Source organism: Hymenobacter humi (genome assembly GCF_042665855.1).
GTDB lineage: Bacteria > Bacteroidota > Bacteroidia > Cytophagales > Hymenobacteraceae > Hymenobacter > Hymenobacter humi.
In genome coordinates this window covers 3,005,425-3,021,325 of record NZ_JBHTEK010000001.1, presented here as the reverse complement: position 1 = coordinate 3,021,325, position 15,901 = coordinate 3,005,425, and the positions used below count along the sequence as shown (strand labels likewise).

Below are 15,901 nucleotides of genomic sequence, written 5' to 3'. Positions count from 1 at the left end.
ATAGAATAACAATTTGCTGATGAAGCGTTTGTCGATAAAAAAGGATAAGCCGGCCGTGCGCCAAGGGTCGGGTCTGGCGGCTGGTTTGGTGCTAGCCACGGTGCTGGCCGGAGCAGTAGCCCCCGCTGCCGTAGCCCAAACCACCAAGCCCCGCACCACGGGCAAGATTGAAGAAGCCGAAATCGAAATCGTGAAGGAGCGGGTCAACCAGCTGCCGGAGGCCACGCGCAACTTCGATAAAATCAAGCTGCCCGCGCCGCCCAAAGCTGAGCGCAAGGTGGCTTACGCCTTCCCCGAGTTCCGGCTGCCAGCCGACCGGCTCAATCCGTCGGTGAAGGTGCTCACCATCCGGAGCGAGGAGCTCACGCCGCTCACCGGCAACTTCGTGAAGGCCGGCATCGGCAACTACGGCACGCTGTACGGGCGCGGGTATTTCCACAGCACCCGCAACACCGACCATGCTTACGGGCTCGACCTCAAGCACGTGAGCTCCGCCACCGGCCCGGTAGACGGCAAGAACTCCGGCGTGGCCGAAACCAGCGCCCACCTCATGGGCGAGCTGTACCGCGGCACCGCCGCCTTCGGCGTGGTGGCCGACCTGGGCCGCGAGCGGTACAATTTCTACGGCTACGACAAGGCCAACAATCAGCCCACGGCGCCGCCCACGCCTGAGTCCAACGACATCAAGCAGGTATTCAGCCGCTTCGGTGTGAAGGCGTACGCGCACAACCGCGACCCCGAGCAGGTGCTGACCTACGACGCCAGCGTGGGCTACCGGTACTGGGGCGACATCTTCGCGGCCCAGGAAAACAACGTGATGGTGAACACCAAACTGGGCTACGCCCTCGGCGCGGCCGGCCGGGTCACGCTGGCGGCCGACGCCTCGTTTATCAATGAAAAAGACCTGGCGCCGGGCTTTGAGAAGCAGCCAGAGGGAGCGTCGATTGTGGCGCGCACCCGCACGTTTGTGCAAGCCACGCCAGCCTACGAATTCACCAGCAAGCGCATTGCCTTCACGCTGGGGGCCACGCTGGGTTATTCGTCCGATACCGCCACCAGCGTGAGCCGCGGCGTGGCATACCCGGCCGTGCGCCTGGGCTACACCATCGAGCCCGAGCGCTTCATGGTGTACGCCGGCCTGGGCGGCGCCCTGCAGCGCGTGACGCGCTACGACCTGAGCACCGAAAATCCCTGGCTCAACCGTGGGCTCAATTTGGCCGACACCCACCGCGGGCCTACCATCTACGCGGGCTTTACCTCGACGCCGGCCCGGGGCCTGGAGCTCAACGCCCGCGCCACCTACGCCCGCGACCGCAACCTGTACTTCTACCTCAACAACGCCTACGACCCGACCCGCTTCGACCTCGTGTATGACCAGAACGCCACCGGGGTGCTCAATATTCACGGTGAGCTGCTTTATAACGCCGCCGAGAAGTTTCGGCTGGGCACGCGGATGGACTTCAACAAGTACGCCCTCAAAAACCTGCCGCAGCCCTTCCACCGCCCCGAGTTTCAGGGGTCGGTGTTCGGCACCTACAACGCGCTGGAGAAGCTGACGGTGGGAGTAGAGGGCTACTTTTACTCGGCCAGCTACGGCATCAGCTACCGGCCGGCCACGAATGTGGGCGATGCACGGGTGCCAGATTTTTATCGGGCCACCGACCCAATTGTTGACTTAAACCTGCGCGCCGATTACCGCATTACGCCAAAAATATCCATCTTTGTAATGGGTAATAATCTTGCCAATCGACAGTACCAGCGCTTCTACGGGTATCCCGTGAAGGGCATCAACGTGTTGGGCGGGGCTACCTATATGTTTTAGATTTCTGGTTTCTAGTGGTTTGGGCCTGATTAGGAGGGAGCGTTTGGCTCAATTTCTAAGCAGAACCATCCTGCGAGAAGCCGGAACGAGTAACCAGAAACCAACCAATGCATCTAGCCGACCACATCCGCCCCCTGCTCCGCGACCACGACTGCGTCATCATTCCGGACTTTGGGGGCCTTGTGGCCGATGTGTCGCCGGCGCGAGCCCAGCCCGGGCGCCAGTCGCTGAGCCCACCCACCAAGCTGGTGGCCTTCAACCAGGCCCTGACCCGCAACGACGGCCTGCTGGTGGACGCCCTGAGCCAGCACCTGAACATGCCCATTGCGCAAGCCCGCGAGGCCGTGCGCACCGCCGTGGCCGGCCTGCAGCAGGAACTCAACGACACCAACCGCACCGAGCTACCGGGCATCGGCATTTTCCGCCGGGCTGCTGGCCGTGGGCTCTCATTTGAATACACCGGCACCGACAACCTGCTGGCCGCGGCCTTTGGCTTGCCGGAGCTGGCGGCCCGCCCCGTGCGCGCCAACGATGCCCGCACCAAGCGCCCGCAGCCTGCCTTGCGTGGTGCCATCACCCGCCGCTCGCGCTGGTCGCGCCTGGTGCCGGGCGGAGTAATTGCCGTGGCAGCCGGTTTGTTACTGCTGGTTAACTATCAGATTGCGCAGACTGCCGGGTACCTGCCGGCCGCTTGGCAAACCCAACTGCCCCAGGTTGCGTGGCTGCAAAACAGCCCGGCTACGGCCGCACCAGTTACGGAGCCCCAGCAAGCAACTCTGGGCCAGCACGACTTTTCCCGTAGCAGCGCCATCGATTCGGAAGGCATAACTCCCTTAGAGAATGCATCTACCACGCCAGTTCCTGAAGTAAAGGACCAGCCCATGGCCGCTTCCCCCGAAGCAGCCGTAGAGGTTGCCAAGCCTACTGTCGCGGCTCCTGCCAAAGTTGAGCTAGCCGCTCCCGCTAAAACTGTGGTGCCTGCGCCCGCTGCAGCTAAGCCAGCTCCGGTAGCTGCTGCACCCGCCGTGGCGAAAGCGCCCGCCGCACCGGCTTCCGCAAATTCCACCATAATCAAGCAACGCACCGGACGTTACTACGTCATTGCAGGAGCTTACAGCAGCTTGAAAGGGGCCGAAAAGGGCCGGCAGGTATTGGCCCGCACCGGCCATGCCACGCGCATCATCCTGCCGCCCCTGGGCAGCCGCTTGTTCCGCCTCACGGCCGCCGACTACCCCGACCTGGCTTCGGCCCAACGCGAAGCCCAGCGCCTGCGCATCAGCACGCGCTGTGATTACAATACTTTGAAATTTTAACCGAACGCATGTCCGCATTCCTCTTGCAAGTAGCCGCCACCGCGGCTGATACTGTAAATACCGCTGTTTCCGATGCTTCGATAGTCCAGTCCGACGTTCCTGTAATCGACCTTATCCTGCGTGGTGGCTGGATTATGGTTCCGCTGGTGGCCCTGTCCATCCTCTCGGTGTACATCATCATCGAGCGCTACTTCACCATCCGCCGCGCTGCCGGCAACCCCGATTCCTTCATGAACGGCATCCGTTCGCTCATGGTAAAAGGCGACCTGGCTGGTGCCAAGCTGCTCTGCGCCCAAACCGCTTCGCCACTGGCCCGCATGGTCGAAAAAGGCCTGCGCCGCATCGGCCTGCCGCTGAAGGAAATTGAAACCAGCGTAGAAAACGTGGGCAAGATTGAGATTGCGCGCCTCGAAAAAAACATCAGCATTCTGGGCATCATCGCCGGTATCGCGCCCATGATTGGCTTCGTAGGTACCATTATCGGCGTAATCAAGATTTTCTACTCCATTGCCGCTACCAAAGAATTTGGCATTCCGCAGGTGGCCGACGGCTTGTATGTGAAGCTCGTGACTTCGGCCACGGGCCTTATTGTCGGCATCATTGCCCACGTGGGCTACCACTGGCTGAGCATCCTTGTGGAGCGCATGGTGTTCCGCATGGAGAACTCGGCCATTGAGTTCATGGATATTCTCCAGGATAATTAACTTAATGAGGAATGAAGAATGAGGAATGAAGAATGAGCTCACCCTGGCCTGTTTTTCAATTCCTCATTCTTCATTCCTCATTCTTCATTAAAAGAGAATGAATCTTTCCCGCCGCCATCGCCTGACTTCGCACGTGGAGACCGGGGCCATGAACGACATCATGTTTTTCCTGATGCTGTTCTTCCTCATTGCCTCTACGCTGGTCAACCCCAACGTTATTAAGCTCTTGCTGCCCAACGCCAAGTCCAGCAAGCAGGTTATGAAGCAGCCCATCACGATTTCGGTGGATGCGGCCGGTACCTATTTCGTCAACAAGAAGCCCGTGAACCCCACAGCCGTGGAGCAGGAGCCTGGTGGCGCTGATTGGCACCGTACCGTCCGCCGAACAGCCCACCGTGGTGCTGCGCGTCGACAACTCGTTGAACGTTCAGAAGCTGGTTGACATTCTAGAGATTGGCAACCGCCTCAAGCTGAAAATGGTAATGGCCACCCAGGCCCAGCAGGCGGCGGCTAAGTAAGCCCACCTGTTCCGCTTAGCGACCTACGACCATGGCTATCGACTATCCCGAACCGCACCGCCGCGAGGCCCTGATTGGCACCCTGCTTATCCACGGGTTGCTGTTGCTGCTGTTCATCTTTACGGTGTTCAAAGGCCCCAACCCGCCGCTCGCGGCCATCGGCGGCGATGGCGTGGAGCTGAACTATGGCCTCGATGAGGCCGGCTCCGGCGACATTCAGACCCGGGCCACGGCCAACAAGTCGCTCAACCGCGAAGACAGCCGCCCGCCCGTGGCCAGCCCCGACCCCACGCCGCGGCCGCCCGTAGCCGCCGCGCAGCCCAACCCCACGCCGCCTTCGCAAGACAAAATCATCACCAGCGAAGCCGAGGAAAGCCCGGTTTCGGAGACGCCCGTTGAAACCCCGGCTCCGCCCAAAGAGGAAGTAAAAGCCACGCCTAAACCGGCCCGCAAGGTGGCCGTGGCCTTCTCGCCCAAAGGCAGCGCCACTGGCAGTGGCAATGGCGAAAACGGCACCAGCAACACGCCCACCGGCAACAACAACGGCGACCGCCCCGGTACCGTGGGCGACCAGGGCGACCCCAACGGCTCGCTCGACGCCAAAGCCCTCTACGGCGCGCCCGGCAGCGGAGGCAGTGGCAGCAGTCCCGGCAGCGGCGGCCTCGAAATGAGCGGCTGGCGTTTCGAAAGCACGCCCGTGGTGGAGGCAGTTGATAACAACTCGGGAGTGGTTCGCTTCAAGATAAAAATATCAGCCGACGGCGAGGTTGAGTCGGTTTCCAAGGTATCGGGCAACGTATCGGCGGCACAAGAGAAGCTGTGCCGCGACAAACTGCTCGACGCCAACTTTATCAAGACTAACAGTGCGGCTGGCGGAGCCACGGGCTTCTACACTTTTAAAATCACGGTGCGCTAAGCTCACTGAAAAATAGCCCAAGCCCCGTGGTTTGCTCAGCAGACCACGGGGCTTTTTGCTGGCATCCCGCTGGTTGGCCGTTAATTTGTGGCCTCATACCTGGCTTAAACCCCGCACCTGTGACATATCCGGAAACCCTGACTTACCTCTACGAGCAGCTGCCAATGTTTCAGCGGGTGGGCGCGGCGGGCTTTAAGAAAGGCCTAGGCAACACGCTGGCGCTGGCCGAGGCTATGGGCCACCCGGAGCATAAGTTTCGCAGCGTGCACGTGGCCGGCACCAACGGCAAGGGCAGCAGTTCCCATATGTTGGCCGCCGTGCTGCAGGCAGCCGGTTATAAAGTTGGGTTGTACACCTCGCCGCATCTGCGCGAGTTTACGGAGCGCATTCGCGTGAATGGGCAGGAGCTGCCGGCCGACCACTTGGTGGCATGGGTGGCGCGCTGGCGGCCGCTATTTGAGCAGGTGCAACCGTCCTTTTTCGAGATGTGCGTGGCGCTGGCCTTCCAGTACTTTGCTGAGCAGCACGTGGACGTGGCCATCGTGGAAGTAGGCCTAGGCGGCCGATACGATTCGACGAATATCATTACTCCGCTGGTCTCGCTAATTACCAACATCAGCTACGACCACCAAGCCTTGCTGGGCAACACGCTGCCCGAGATTGCGGGCGAAAAAGCCGGCATCATTAAGCCGGGCGTGCCGGTGGTGGTGAGCCAGACGCAGCCTGAAGTGGCGCCGGTCTTCCAGCGTGAAGCGGCCACCAAACTTGCGCATTTGGTCTTTGCCGACCAAGTCTATCAGGCCGAGTTTTCGGCCGAGCCGGTGCCCGAAACGGGCTTGCGGCCCCTGGTGCTGTCGCAGCACAGCCGGCCCTACCTGCCCAATACTGAGCTCGGCCTGCCCGGCGACTATCAGCAATTCAACCTGCCCGGCGTGCTGGCCACGCTGGATGAGCTGCGGGCCCAGGGCTTTCATATCACCGAAACTGCTGTACGCATGGGCTTGCGGCAGGTGTCGCAGCTCACGGGGCTGCGCGGGCGCTGGAGCATCATTGGCCGCCGCCCGCTGGTGGTGTGCGATACGGGCCATAACGCCGCCGGCCTTCGCTTGGTGGTGGCTCAACTGCAGCGTTTAAAGTACCGGCAGCTACACATGGTTATTGGCACGGTCAACGACAAGGACGTGCCGGCCATGCTCGCGCTGCTGCCCCCGGATGCTACCTACTATTTTTGTGCCGCCAATATTCCCCGGGCCTTGCCGGCCGACGACCTGCTCGAGCAAGGCAAGACGGCAGGCTTGCGGGGCCAGGCCTATGCCTCGGTGCCGGCCGCGGTGGCAGCAGCTCGGTCCGTTGCGGGCCCCGACGATGTGGTGTTCATTGGCGGCAGCACCTTCGTGGTGGCCGAAGTTGAAGATCTATACGCCCCGGCCTGACCGGCTCAATATTTAAACAACTTATATCCTTACTGATTTGCCTCGCGTCAAACTGCAGCGTTTTACCGACAACGCCACCCGCCCCGACATCATCGAACCTGGCAAGCCCGGATACGAGCAGGCTCGGAGGCCGCTGGCGCACCGATTTTTCCCAGAGCCCCATCCGCTGACCCTGGAAGTGGGTTGTGGCAAGGGCGAATACACCGTGGGCCTGGCTCAGCGCCACCCCAGCCGCAACTTTCTGGGGCTCGACATCAAAGGCGAGCGCATCTGGCGGGGCAGCACCCGCGCCGCCGAAATGGGCCTTACCAACGTGGGCTTCGTGCGCATGCGGGCCGAAGCCTTAGCGGCTCAATTTGGGCCGGGCGAGCTCAATGAAATCTGGATAACGTTTCCGGACCCGCGGCCCCGCGACCGGGACATCAAGCGCCGGCTCACCTCGCCGCGCTTCCTGGCCTTGTATGAACAATTGTTAACTGCCGGGGGCTGCTGCACCTCAAGACCGATAATGCCGGCTTGTTTGACTACACGCTCGAAACCCTGGCCAGCCGGCCCGGTGCTGTGGTCGAGCGGTTTACGCGCGACCTTTACGCGGAGAGTGGCCCGGAGTTTACCGAGGCCCAGGCCATCCAAACCAACTTCGAAGGCAAGTACCGGGCGGTGGGCGTGCCGATTAAGTACGTGCAGTTTCGGTTGAGCTAACTCGGGTTGGTTACAAATTTATATTCAGAGCGAAGTGGCTTGCGAGTACGAAGTAGAGACGCAATATTTTGCGTCTCGTCGTAGAACGGCCTGCGCTTGGATCATCAGGCGATTTCGTTCAACGACGAGACGCAAAATATTGCGTCTCTACCTCCGCCTAATTTTCGCTGCTCATTTCGCGAGGAGTATATAGCCAAATAACACAAGTTCAAGCTTTACTCAACTTCCAGGGCTTCAAACACGGATTCGAGCTGGTCGAAATCGCGCAGGCCAGGCTTTACCTCGTCGCCGGACGGGAAAACCAGGCCGGCTAGCGGCAGTTGATTTACTAAGTCCCGGGCCAATTCGGGGTGCAATCCCGGGCCAACCCATAGCGGGCCCTGGCTGGCAATGCCCAGTAGGGCGTTCAGGGTTTCGGAGGTCAGCGGCTCGGTCAATTCTACTACCAAGCCCAGCGGTGCGGTAGAAATGTAGGGGACTTCGGCCAGGAGGCCCACGGCCACTTCAATGTAAACAGGAGGGGCAATTTCGGCCAGCTCTTCGGCCGAGCGGGGCTGGCGCAGCAGCACGGCATCGAGGGTGCATTCGGCGGCGATGGCGTTGATTTCGGCGGCGCTGAGCTGGTCAAATTCCCCAATCAGCTCCACGCCGGCAATCCAGCCGGCCAGTTCCTTCACGGTTTTGGTATCGAGGGCGCCCGGCAGGGCCGGGTCGAGAAGGAAGGTGAGCTTGTCGGCGCCCATGCCGGCGCAGTAGCGGGCATCGGACAGGTTGTTGATGCCGCGGATGAGGAGGGGAACGAGGTGGGGCACAGAAGTTGGAAAAGGAGGCGCCCGGAAACGGGAGCGCGGCACAGGGTAAAATAAAACAGCTCGCAAGCCGCGCCACAAAAGTAGAGCCCGGGCGCCGGCTGGCCCGCGTTTGGGTAGCGCGCGCCGGCTGTATCTTCGCCCGCATGAATTCTTCCCGCCGTGCCCCGTTGCTGGCCCCGTCGTTTCTGGCCGCCGACCTCGCCAATTTGCAAGCCGAAACCGAGCGCCTGGCTGGCAGCGCCGCCGACTGGCTGCACTTCGACGTGATGGACGGCCGTTTCGTGCCCAACATCTCCTTTGGCCTGCCCGTGCTGCAAGCCGTGGCCCGCTACGCTAAGCAGCCGCTCGACGTGCACCTGATGATAGAGGAGCCCCAGCATTACCTGGCGGCGTTTCGCGACGCGGGCGCTTCCATCATCACGGTGCATTACGAGGCCTGCACGCACCTGCACCGCGTGGTGCAGCAGATAAAGCAGGCTGGGCTGCCGGGCCGGCGTGGCCCTGAACCCCCACACGCCCGTGGCCCTGCTCGAAGACATTGCCACTGAGCTGGACGTGGTGCTTGTTATGTCGGTAAACCCCGGTTTTGGGGGCAGGCGTTTATTCCGAACACCCTCAAAAAGGTGGCGATGCTCAAGGAGCTGCTGCTCGATACCGGCTCGGATGCGCTGATTGAGATTGATGGCGGCGTGAGCCTGGCCAATGCCGGCCCGCTGGTTGAAGCCGGCGCCGACGTGCTGGTGGCGGGCAACTTCGTGTTCAGCGCGGCCGAAGGTCCTGTGGCTGCCCTGGCCAGCTTGCGCGAGCACCTCGCCGGGCTGGAGCTGAATTCGGCCGACGGCTCCAGGCAATAGGCACCGGGCCCGTCCGTTTATTGAGCACCGTGAAACAACCCGTTACGCCAAGCCTGCCATCGATGAGGAAAAGTGCCAAGGGCCGCCTGCTGCAAGCCAGTGCCGGCGGCCTGGTACTGTTGCTGCTCACCGCTACGGGAGCGTTTGCTCAGATTCCGGAGCCCGCCCCGGCGAAAACTTCCGCAGCCACGGTCGTGACCTTAACCGGCACTTTGCGCGATGCCAACGGCCAGCCCCTGGAGCTGGCTTCCGTAGCGGTAGAAGGTCAGCCCGGCGGTACCAACACCACGGCCGAAGGCACGTTCTCGCTGCAAGTACAGGTGTCGGGCCCCGGCCAGACCACGGTTTTAATCGTGCGGCGCCTGGGCTATCTGGCGCTGCGGGTGCCCCTGAAGCTGCCTGCCGACGCGGCTCAACCTCTGCGCCTGACCATGCGGCTCGACACCAAGGCCCTGGGTGCAGTGAAGGTATTGGGCCGGTCCAACCAGGCCGATACGCGCGAGCAGGTCAGCATCACGCGCATCGACCCGCGCACGGCCAAGGAGATTCCCTCGCCGTTCGGCGACTTCAACGCCATTCTCAAAACCCTACCGGGCGTCGTGTCCAACAACGAATTGAGCAGCACCTACAACGTGCGCGGCGGCAACTACGACGAGAACCTGGTGTATGTGAACGGCTTCGAGATTTACCGGCCATTCCTGGTTACTTCGGCTCAGCAGGAGGGGCTGAGCTTCATCAACGCCGATTTGGTGAAGCAGGTGGAGTTCAGCAGCGGGGCTGGCAACCCAAGTACGGCGACAAGCTGGCCTCGGTGCTGAGCGTGGAGTATAAGACCCCGGAGAAATTCGCAGCCTCGCTCACCGGCAGCCTGGTGGGAGGCGCGGCGCACGCCGAAGCCCGCTCGGCCAACGGCCGCGTGAGTTACCTGGCCGGGGTGCGCTACAAAAATGCCCAGTACGTGCTCAACTCGCTCAGGCAGGCGCAGGGCGGCTACAACCCTACTTTTACGACGCGCAGGCCTTCGTAAATATTGGGCTGGGCCGGAAAGACGACCTGCAGCGCACCACGCTGGGCCTGTTGGGAGTGGTGGCCCACAACGACTACCGCTTCGCGCCCGAAACCGGCCAATCGACCTTCTCTACCGGCGGCAACCAGCTCACGCGGGTCTTCATTGCCTACGACGGCCGCGAACGAATGCAGTTCGACACCTACCAGACGGGCGTCAATCTCAGGCACGACTTTTCGGCCAACCTGCAAATGGAGTTGCTGGGCTCGGCCCTGATTTCGCGCGAATTTGAGTTCCGCGACGTGGAGGCTGCCTACACGTTTGCCGAAATCAACCGCGACCCGAATTCGCTCGACTTCAACCAGCCGGTGCGGCAGCGCGACATCGGCTCGCAGTTCAAGCACTCGCGCAACGACCTTACCGCCCGCATCTTTACCGCCGAAACCCGCGGCCGCTGGACGCCCAACAACGCTCACTCCGTGCGCTGGGGTGCTAAAATTGGCCGCGAAAAGATTAAAGATGCAATAGACGAATACAGCTTTGCCGACTCGGCCGATTTTGTGCCCGATGAGCGCCGCCTGCGCCTGCTTACCGACTTAAATCTGCAAAGCACCCGCTGCCAGGGCTTTGTACAAGACACCTGGTCGTTGGACTCGCTGCGGGCGCTCACCTACGGCGCGCGGGCCCATTACTGGACCACCAACGGCCAGGCTCGTTATCAGCCCGCGGGTGCAGTACTCCCAAATCAGTCGCAGCCACCCCAACCGGTCATTTAAGGCTGCCGTGGGGGTGTATTACCAGCCGCCGTTTTACCGGGAGCTGCGCAACCAGCAAACCATTCGGCTGGGCGTGCAGCAGGCTTTCTTGAACCCCGAGCCTGCGGGCCCAGAAGTCTTACCAGTTCATCGTGGGGAAGGAAATTGCCTTCCAGCAGTTCGGCCGGCCCTTCAAGTTTTCTGGTGAAGCTTACTATAAGTACCTGACCGACGTAGTGCCCTACGACGTGGACAACGTGCGGCTGCGCTACTTCGCCAAAAACAACGCCCGCGCCTACGCCGCCGGCTTCGACGCCCGCGTGAGTGGCGAATTTGTGAAGGGCGCCGAGTCCTGGTTCAGCCTGGGTCTGCTTACCACCCGCGAGAACGTGGACGGCGATTCCATCAGCTTTTTCAATGCCGAGGGCAAGCTGCTCAACCGCCAGGCCAAGGACTACATTCGCCGCCCGCAGGACCAGCGCCTCAATGTGGGCATCTTCTTCCAGGACCACCTGCCCAACAACCCCTCCGTGCGGGGCTACGTGAACCTGGTTTTCGGTACCGGCCTGCCGTTTTCGCCGCCCAACGAGCCCGACCTGCGGGGCACCGCTGCCCTGACCACCAGCTACAAGCGTGTCGATTTGGGGTTCTCGAAAGTCGTTGGGCTGAAAAACAACAACGCGCCCAAGGCACATTTCTACACCTTCGAGAGCCTCTGGATGGGCCTGGAAATCCTCAACGTGCTGGCAGCCAACAACGTGGCCGGCTACAGCTACCTACAGGACGTGAACGGCGTGACTTATTCCGTGCCGAGCTACCTCTCGCAGCGAGTGGTGAATCTGCGGCTGATTGCCCGTTTCTAACAGCTCAATTTCATTGCTCTGAAGACACAGCAGGAAATTGAGCTAAGAGCTTATCCCAATTGTGCTGCGCGCCGGCAATTGCCACGGTCGGGTGCCTGGCTTGGGCCAGCTTCAAAAGCTCCCACAGATGGCGCAGGGCCTTGGCGGAGTCTGGCGCCACGGCCACCGTCTGCATCTGAGTGGGGTTGAGTCCCGAAACGTCGTTGGCTGGCGCCGGGCTTTTGGCAATGGCTGGCGCTGTATCCTGCAGGTGGGCATGTCACAAGTGCGTAGCTGGACGGATGCCTAGGGCCAGGGTCAGAGCAAATCCAGCTAATATCTCATGGCGGGCAGGGAGCTCTTCGCGGTTGGTGCTGGCTAAGAGGGCTTTGCTGAGCGCGGGGCTAAGAGGCTGCAAAGCTTCAAGAAACGCAATGAAATGGCTCATGCAACACGAATATTACTGCAAAAACGGTAGGCTGATGAAAATCTCTTTTCCCAGGTCCGCAAACATTTGAAATGAGTAAATGGTATGCTATGGCAACTGAAATAGGCCGGATGGCCCGCGCCTTTGGTTTTCTGTCCTACCTTTGCCCCAACATGAACCGTTTAGCTTCCCTGTTTTGCTCTGATGCAACCGCCGCGCCGGTGTTCCGCGTGGCTGCAGGCTATGCTGTTGTTGTGGGTGCCCACCACTGCCACCACCATCTGTGGGAGGCCGGGTTGTGCGCCGGGTGCTAAGCTAGCACCGGCCGCCCGCGCCTCCACCGCCGCGCTCCGGGGTGTGCCTGCGCCGGGCTTTTCACTTTCAACTTCTGGGCAATTCTTCGCCAAGCCCTTGGGGCCACCGTCGAATTGAAACGTGCTCACCACGCAGCGCGGCCCGCCACTTTTACCTTTCATGCTACGATTAGCCATCCAAAAGTCCGGTCGCCTGAGCGAGGATTCCCTCAACCTCATTCGCGAATGCGGCATCAGCTTCATCAGCAGCTCCTATAAGCTCAAGACCGAAGCCACCAATTTCCCGCTCGAAATTCTGTTTTTGCGCGACGATGATATTCCCGGCTACGTGCAGGACGGCGTGGCCGACCTGGGCATCGTGGGCCAGAACGTGCTGGTCGAAGCCGGATATCCCGACCTGGAAGTGGAAGCCCTCGGCTTTAGTAAGTGCCGCCTGAGCCTGGCCGTGCCCCGCGCTGATGCATATGCTTCGGTGGCAGCCTTGCAGGGCAAGAACATCGCCACCTCGTACCCCAACATTCTGGGCCGTTACCTGGCCGAGCACGGCGTGCAGTCCAACCTGCACACCATCAGTGGCTCGGTAGAGATTGCGCCCAGCATCGGCCTGGCCGAAGCCATTTGCGACATCGTGAGCAGCGGCTCCACCTTGCTCGGCAACGGCCTGCGCGAGGTAGAAACCGTGTTTCGCTCCGAAGCCGTGCTCATCGCCCAGCCCAACCTGACGGCCGAGCAAACCGAATTGCTCGAGCAGCTCCGGTTCCGGATGCAGGCCGTGCGCCGGGCCAAGCGCAGCAAGTACATTTTGCTCAACGCGCCCGTCACGGCCCTGGAGGAAGTGCGCCGCCTGCTGCCGGGCATCAAGTCGCCCACCGTTACGCCGCTGGCCGAAGCCGGCTGGGTGTCGGTGCAGTCGGTGGTGCAGGAAGACGAGTTCTGGCACATCACCAGCCAGGCTCAAGGCCGTGGGCGCCGAAGGCATCCTCGTATTGCCCATCGAAAAGATGATTGCCTAGCCCAACTGCCATGCAAGTCACTTCTTATCCGGCCCCCAGCACCTGGCCCGCGCTGCAGCAACGCCCCGCCGCGGCCGAAGCTCCCCAGGTTGCAGCCCGCGTCCGCGCCATTTTCGAGCAGGTGCGCGAGCACGGCGATGCCGCCCTGTTGTCGCTGGCCGCTGAGCTCGACCAAGCAACCCTGACCAGCCTGTTGGTTACCGACGCTGAGTTTGCCGCGGCGGCCCTCCAGGTGCCGACCGAGCTGCAAGCGGCCATTCGCCAGGCCAAAGCCAACATCGAAACCTTTCACCGCGCCCAGCGCGAGCCCGAGCTTCGGGTAGAAACCATGCCGGGCGTGGCCTGCTCGCGGCGGGCGGTGCCGGTGCAGCGCGTGGGTTTGTACGTGCCGGGCGGCTCCGCCCCGTTATTCAGTACGCTGCTCATGCTGGGCGTACCGGCCCGGCTGGCGGGCTGCCCCGAGGTGGTAGTCTGCACGCCGCCCCAGGCCGATGGCTCCGTGAGCCCGGTTATTTTGTTTGTCGCCCAGCTCCTGGGAATTGACAAGGTGGTGAAAGCCGGCGGGGCCCAGGCGGTGGCCGCGCTGGCTTTGGGAACGGCTTCGGTGCCGGCCGTGGACAAGATTTTCGGTCCCGGCAACCGCTACGTAACTGCGGCCAAGCAGCTGGCGGCGGCCGAATACGGCGTAGCCATCGACATGCCGGCCGGCCCCTCGGAGGTCCTCGTTATAGCCGACGACAGCGCCAATGCCGCTTTTGTCGCCGCCGATTTATTATCCCAGGCCGAGCACGGACCCGACTCGCAGGTAGTTCTGCTCAGCGACAGCGCCACTATTATTGAGCAGGTGCAGGCCGAGCTAGACCGGCAACTTGCGATGCTGCCCCGGCGCGACGTAGCTGCCCAGGCGCTGGCTAACAGCCAGGCGGTGCTCCTGTCTGATTCGGCCGAAATGCTGGCGTTCTCGAACCAATACGCGCCGGAGCACCTCATCTTGGCCACCGACAACGCCGAGGCCCTCGCCGCGCAGGTAACCAACGCCGGCTCGGTATTTCTGGGCCATTTCACGCCCGAGGCGGTGGGCGACTACGCTTCCGGCACCAACCACACGCTGCCCACCGGCGGCTACGCCCGGCAGTACAGCGGCGTGTCGCTCGACTCGTTTGTCAAGAAAATTACCTTTCAGCGGCTATCGGCTCAAGGCCTGCAGGCCCTGGGGCCGGTGGTTGAAACCATGGCCGAAGCCGAAGGTCTGGCCGCCCACGCCCGGGCAGTTACGCTGCGGCTCGATGCGCTGGCAACGGATTCAGCTCAGAATGCTGGCGCGGGTGCGGTTGCCTCTCAAGCCGTAGCCAATCCTTACGCCGGGCTGATTCGGCCCAATGTGGAGCGCATGCAGCCGTATTCCTCGGCCCGCGACGAGTTCGAAGGCATGGCCCCGGTGATGCTGGATGCCAATGAGAACAGCCTGGGCTCGGTGGGCCCGGATGACTTCAGCCGCTACCCCGACCCGCACCAGCGTGCCATCAAGGCCGATTTAGCCCAACTCAAAGGCGTGGCGCCCGCAAATATTTTTCTGGGCAATGGCTCCGATGAAGCCATCGACTTGCTGGTACGCCTCACCTGCACGCCGGGCCAGGACAGCATCGTGGTGTGTCCGCCCACCTACGGCATGTACGAAGTGGCCGCCAACCTCAACGACGTGCGCGTGGAGCGCCTGCCGCTCACGCCCGATTTCCAGCTGCCGGACAATTCCGCCGACGTGCTGGCGGCTTCCAGCGCCAAGCTGGTGTTCCTGTGCTCGCCCAATAATCCTACCGGCAATCTGCTGGCCCAAGAGGCGATGGAAACGATTCTACGCACTTTCAAAGGTTTAGTAATCGTCGATGAAGCGTACGCTGATTTTGCGATGGCCCCGAGCTGGACGACGCGACTGGCCGAATTTCCGCGCCTGGTGGTGCTGCAAACCTTCTCCAAAGCCTGGGGCCTGGCAGGCCTGCGCCTTGGCGTAGCTTACGCCGCCCCGGACCTCATTGCGTACCTCAACAAAATCAAGCCGCCCTACAACATCTCGGCCGCTACCCAGCTGCATGCGCTGGCCGCCCTGGCCGCCGCGCCTGATTTGACCGGCATGCAGGCCGAGCTACTTAGCGGAAGAGCGCTGCTAGCGGCAGCGTTACCGCAGCTGCCCATCGTGGAGCACGTATTTCCTTCGGATGCCAATTTCCTGCTCGTGCGTTTCAACGTCGATGCCACGGCAGTCTACGACGACTTGCGGGCGCGTGGCATTGTGGTTAGAAACCGAACCACGCAGCCCGGCTGCGCAGGCTGCCTGCGCCTCACGGTAGGCACAGCCGATGAAAATACCCAGCTACTCCAGGCCCTGACCGAAATCGGGGCGAAGCAGCCCACCGGGTCACTAGCCATTCGTTAATTCTGTTCGAGCGTGCCGTGGCTACGCCAGCCCCGTCGA

The 15,901-nt window shown here is 61.9% G+C and carries 15 protein-coding genes and 2 pseudogenes; 15 read left to right on the top strand and 2 right to left on the bottom strand.

Going from position 1 to position 15,901, the window contains the following annotated elements:
• The first annotated feature begins 19 nt into the window (after positions 1 to 19).
• The 7 genes from ACFQT0_RS17000 to trmB all read left to right on the top strand — a co-directional run bounded on the left by ACFQT0_RS17000 (position 20) and on the right by trmB (position 7,403).
• Entirely contained in the window at positions 20 to 1,822 is a 1,803-nt protein-coding gene (locus tag ACFQT0_RS17000; protein ID WP_380204408.1) for a hypothetical protein, read from the top strand.
• A 107-nt stretch (positions 1,823 to 1,929) separates the two neighbouring features.
• Positions 1,930 to 3,135: an HU domain-containing protein gene (locus ACFQT0_RS16995; RefSeq protein ID WP_380204407.1), complete on the top strand. Its 1,206-nt coding sequence runs from the start codon at positions 1,930 to 1,932 to the stop codon at positions 3,133 to 3,135.
• 8 nt (positions 3,136 to 3,143) lie between these two features.
• On the top strand, positions 3,144 to 3,839 hold the full coding sequence (locus tag ACFQT0_RS16990) for a MotA/TolQ/ExbB proton channel family protein (protein ID WP_380204406.1): 696 nt from the start codon (positions 3,144 to 3,146) through the stop codon (positions 3,837 to 3,839).
• Positions 3,840 to 3,936: 97 nt separating this feature from the next.
• The gene (locus ACFQT0_RS16985) at positions 3,937 to 4,281 is read left to right on the top strand and encodes an ExbD/TolR family protein (protein ID WP_380204405.1); all 345 of its coding nucleotides are present in this window, start codon (positions 3,937 to 3,939) and stop codon (positions 4,279 to 4,281) included.
• 107 nt (positions 4,282 to 4,388) lie between these two features.
• Entirely contained in the window at positions 4,389 to 5,273 is an 885-nt protein-coding gene (locus ACFQT0_RS16980; protein WP_380204404.1) for a hypothetical protein, read from the top strand.
• A 119-nt stretch (positions 5,274 to 5,392) separates the two neighbouring features.
• Entirely contained in the window at positions 5,393 to 6,706 is a 1,314-nt protein-coding gene (locus tag ACFQT0_RS16975) for a bifunctional folylpolyglutamate synthase/dihydrofolate synthase (RefSeq protein WP_380204403.1), read from the top strand.
• 37 nt (positions 6,707 to 6,743) lie between these two features.
• Positions 6,744 to 7,403, top strand: coding sequence for a tRNA (guanosine(46)-N7)-methyltransferase TrmB (gene trmB, locus ACFQT0_RS16970; RefSeq protein WP_380204402.1), 660 nt, complete (start codon positions 6,744 to 6,746; stop codon positions 7,401 to 7,403).
• A gap of 220 nt (positions 7,404 to 7,623) precedes the next feature.
• On the opposite strand, the gene ACFQT0_RS16965 is transcribed toward trmB, so the two are convergent.
• A complete protein-coding gene (locus ACFQT0_RS16965) occupies positions 7,624 to 8,220 on the bottom strand; it encodes a hypothetical protein (protein ID WP_380204401.1) in 597 nt (198 codons plus the stop codon).
• A 143-nt stretch (positions 8,221 to 8,363) separates the two neighbouring features.
• Here ACFQT0_RS16965 and ACFQT0_RS16960 point away from each other — a divergent pair, with 143 nt between their 5' ends.
• The 6 genes and pseudogenes from ACFQT0_RS16960 to ACFQT0_RS16935 all read left to right on the top strand — a co-directional run bounded on the left by ACFQT0_RS16960 (position 8,364) and on the right by ACFQT0_RS16935 (position 11,698).
• Entirely contained in the window at positions 8,364 to 8,768 is a 405-nt protein-coding gene (locus tag ACFQT0_RS16960) for a ribulose-phosphate 3-epimerase (protein ID WP_380204400.1), read from the top strand.
• A pseudogene (locus tag ACFQT0_RS16955) lies at positions 8,716 to 9,074 on the top strand (hypothetical protein). Before ACFQT0_RS16960 ends, ACFQT0_RS16955 begins: the two are co-directional and overlap by 53 nt.
• 29 nt (positions 9,075 to 9,103) lie before the next feature.
• The gene (locus ACFQT0_RS16950; RefSeq protein ID WP_380204399.1) at positions 9,104 to 9,892 is read left to right on the top strand and encodes a carboxypeptidase regulatory-like domain-containing protein; all 789 of its coding nucleotides are present in this window, start codon (positions 9,104 to 9,106) and stop codon (positions 9,890 to 9,892) included.
• Positions 9,886 to 10,101, top strand: coding sequence for a hypothetical protein (locus ACFQT0_RS16945; RefSeq protein ID WP_380204398.1), 216 nt, complete (start codon positions 9,886 to 9,888; stop codon positions 10,099 to 10,101). Before ACFQT0_RS16950 ends, ACFQT0_RS16945 begins: the two co-directional genes overlap by 7 nt.
• A gap of 50 nt (positions 10,102 to 10,151) precedes the next feature.
• Entirely contained in the window at positions 10,152 to 10,856 is a 705-nt protein-coding gene (locus tag ACFQT0_RS16940) for a hypothetical protein (RefSeq protein WP_380204397.1), read from the top strand.
• Between the two features lie 131 nt (positions 10,857 to 10,987).
• Positions 10,988 to 11,698, top strand: coding sequence for a hypothetical protein (locus tag ACFQT0_RS16935; protein ID WP_380204396.1), 711 nt, complete (start codon positions 10,988 to 10,990; stop codon positions 11,696 to 11,698).
• 10 nt (positions 11,699 to 11,708) lie between these two features.
• Here the strand turns inward: ACFQT0_RS16935 and ACFQT0_RS16930 are convergent, their stop codons facing one another.
• A complete protein-coding gene (locus ACFQT0_RS16930) occupies positions 11,709 to 11,873 on the bottom strand; it encodes a hypothetical protein (protein ID WP_380204395.1) in 165 nt (54 codons plus the stop codon).
• Between the two features lie 705 nt (positions 11,874 to 12,578).
• Here ACFQT0_RS16930 and hisG point away from each other — a divergent pair.
• Positions 12,579 to 13,431 (top strand): annotated as a pseudogene (hisG, locus tag ACFQT0_RS16925) (ATP phosphoribosyltransferase).
• A gap of 10 nt (positions 13,432 to 13,441) precedes the next feature.
• Positions 13,442 to 15,862: a histidinol dehydrogenase gene (gene hisD / locus ACFQT0_RS16920; protein ID WP_380204394.1), complete on the top strand. Its 2,421-nt coding sequence runs from the start codon at positions 13,442 to 13,444 to the stop codon at positions 15,860 to 15,862.
• Positions 15,863 to 15,901 lie beyond the last annotated feature (39 nt).

Bases quoted from the DNA above. Each gene is read 5' to 3' on its own strand.
- ACFQT0_RS16980 (WP_380204404.1), top strand. From the start codon at position 4,389: ATGGCTATCGACTATCCCGAACCGCACCGCCGCGAGGCCCTGATTGGC.
- ACFQT0_RS16985 (WP_380204405.1), top strand. From the start codon at position 3,937: ATGAATCTTTCCCGCCGCCATCGCCTGACTTCGCACGTGGAGACCGGG.
- ACFQT0_RS16930 (WP_380204395.1), bottom strand. From the start codon at position 11,873: ATGCAGACGGTGGCCGTGGCGCCAGACTCCGCCAAGGCCCTGCGCCAT.
- ACFQT0_RS16995 (WP_380204407.1), top strand. From the start codon at position 1,930: ATGCATCTAGCCGACCACATCCGCCCCCTGCTCCGCGACCACGACTGC.
- ACFQT0_RS16990 (WP_380204406.1), top strand. From the start codon at position 3,144: ATGTCCGCATTCCTCTTGCAAGTAGCCGCCACCGCGGCTGATACTGTA.
- hisD (WP_380204394.1), top strand. From the start codon at position 13,442: ATGCAAGTCACTTCTTATCCGGCCCCCAGCACCTGGCCCGCGCTGCAG.
- ACFQT0_RS16960 (WP_380204400.1), top strand. From the start codon at position 8,364: ATGAATTCTTCCCGCCGTGCCCCGTTGCTGGCCCCGTCGTTTCTGGCC.
- ACFQT0_RS17000 (WP_380204408.1), top strand. From the start codon at position 20: ATGAAGCGTTTGTCGATAAAAAAGGATAAGCCGGCCGTGCGCCAAGGG.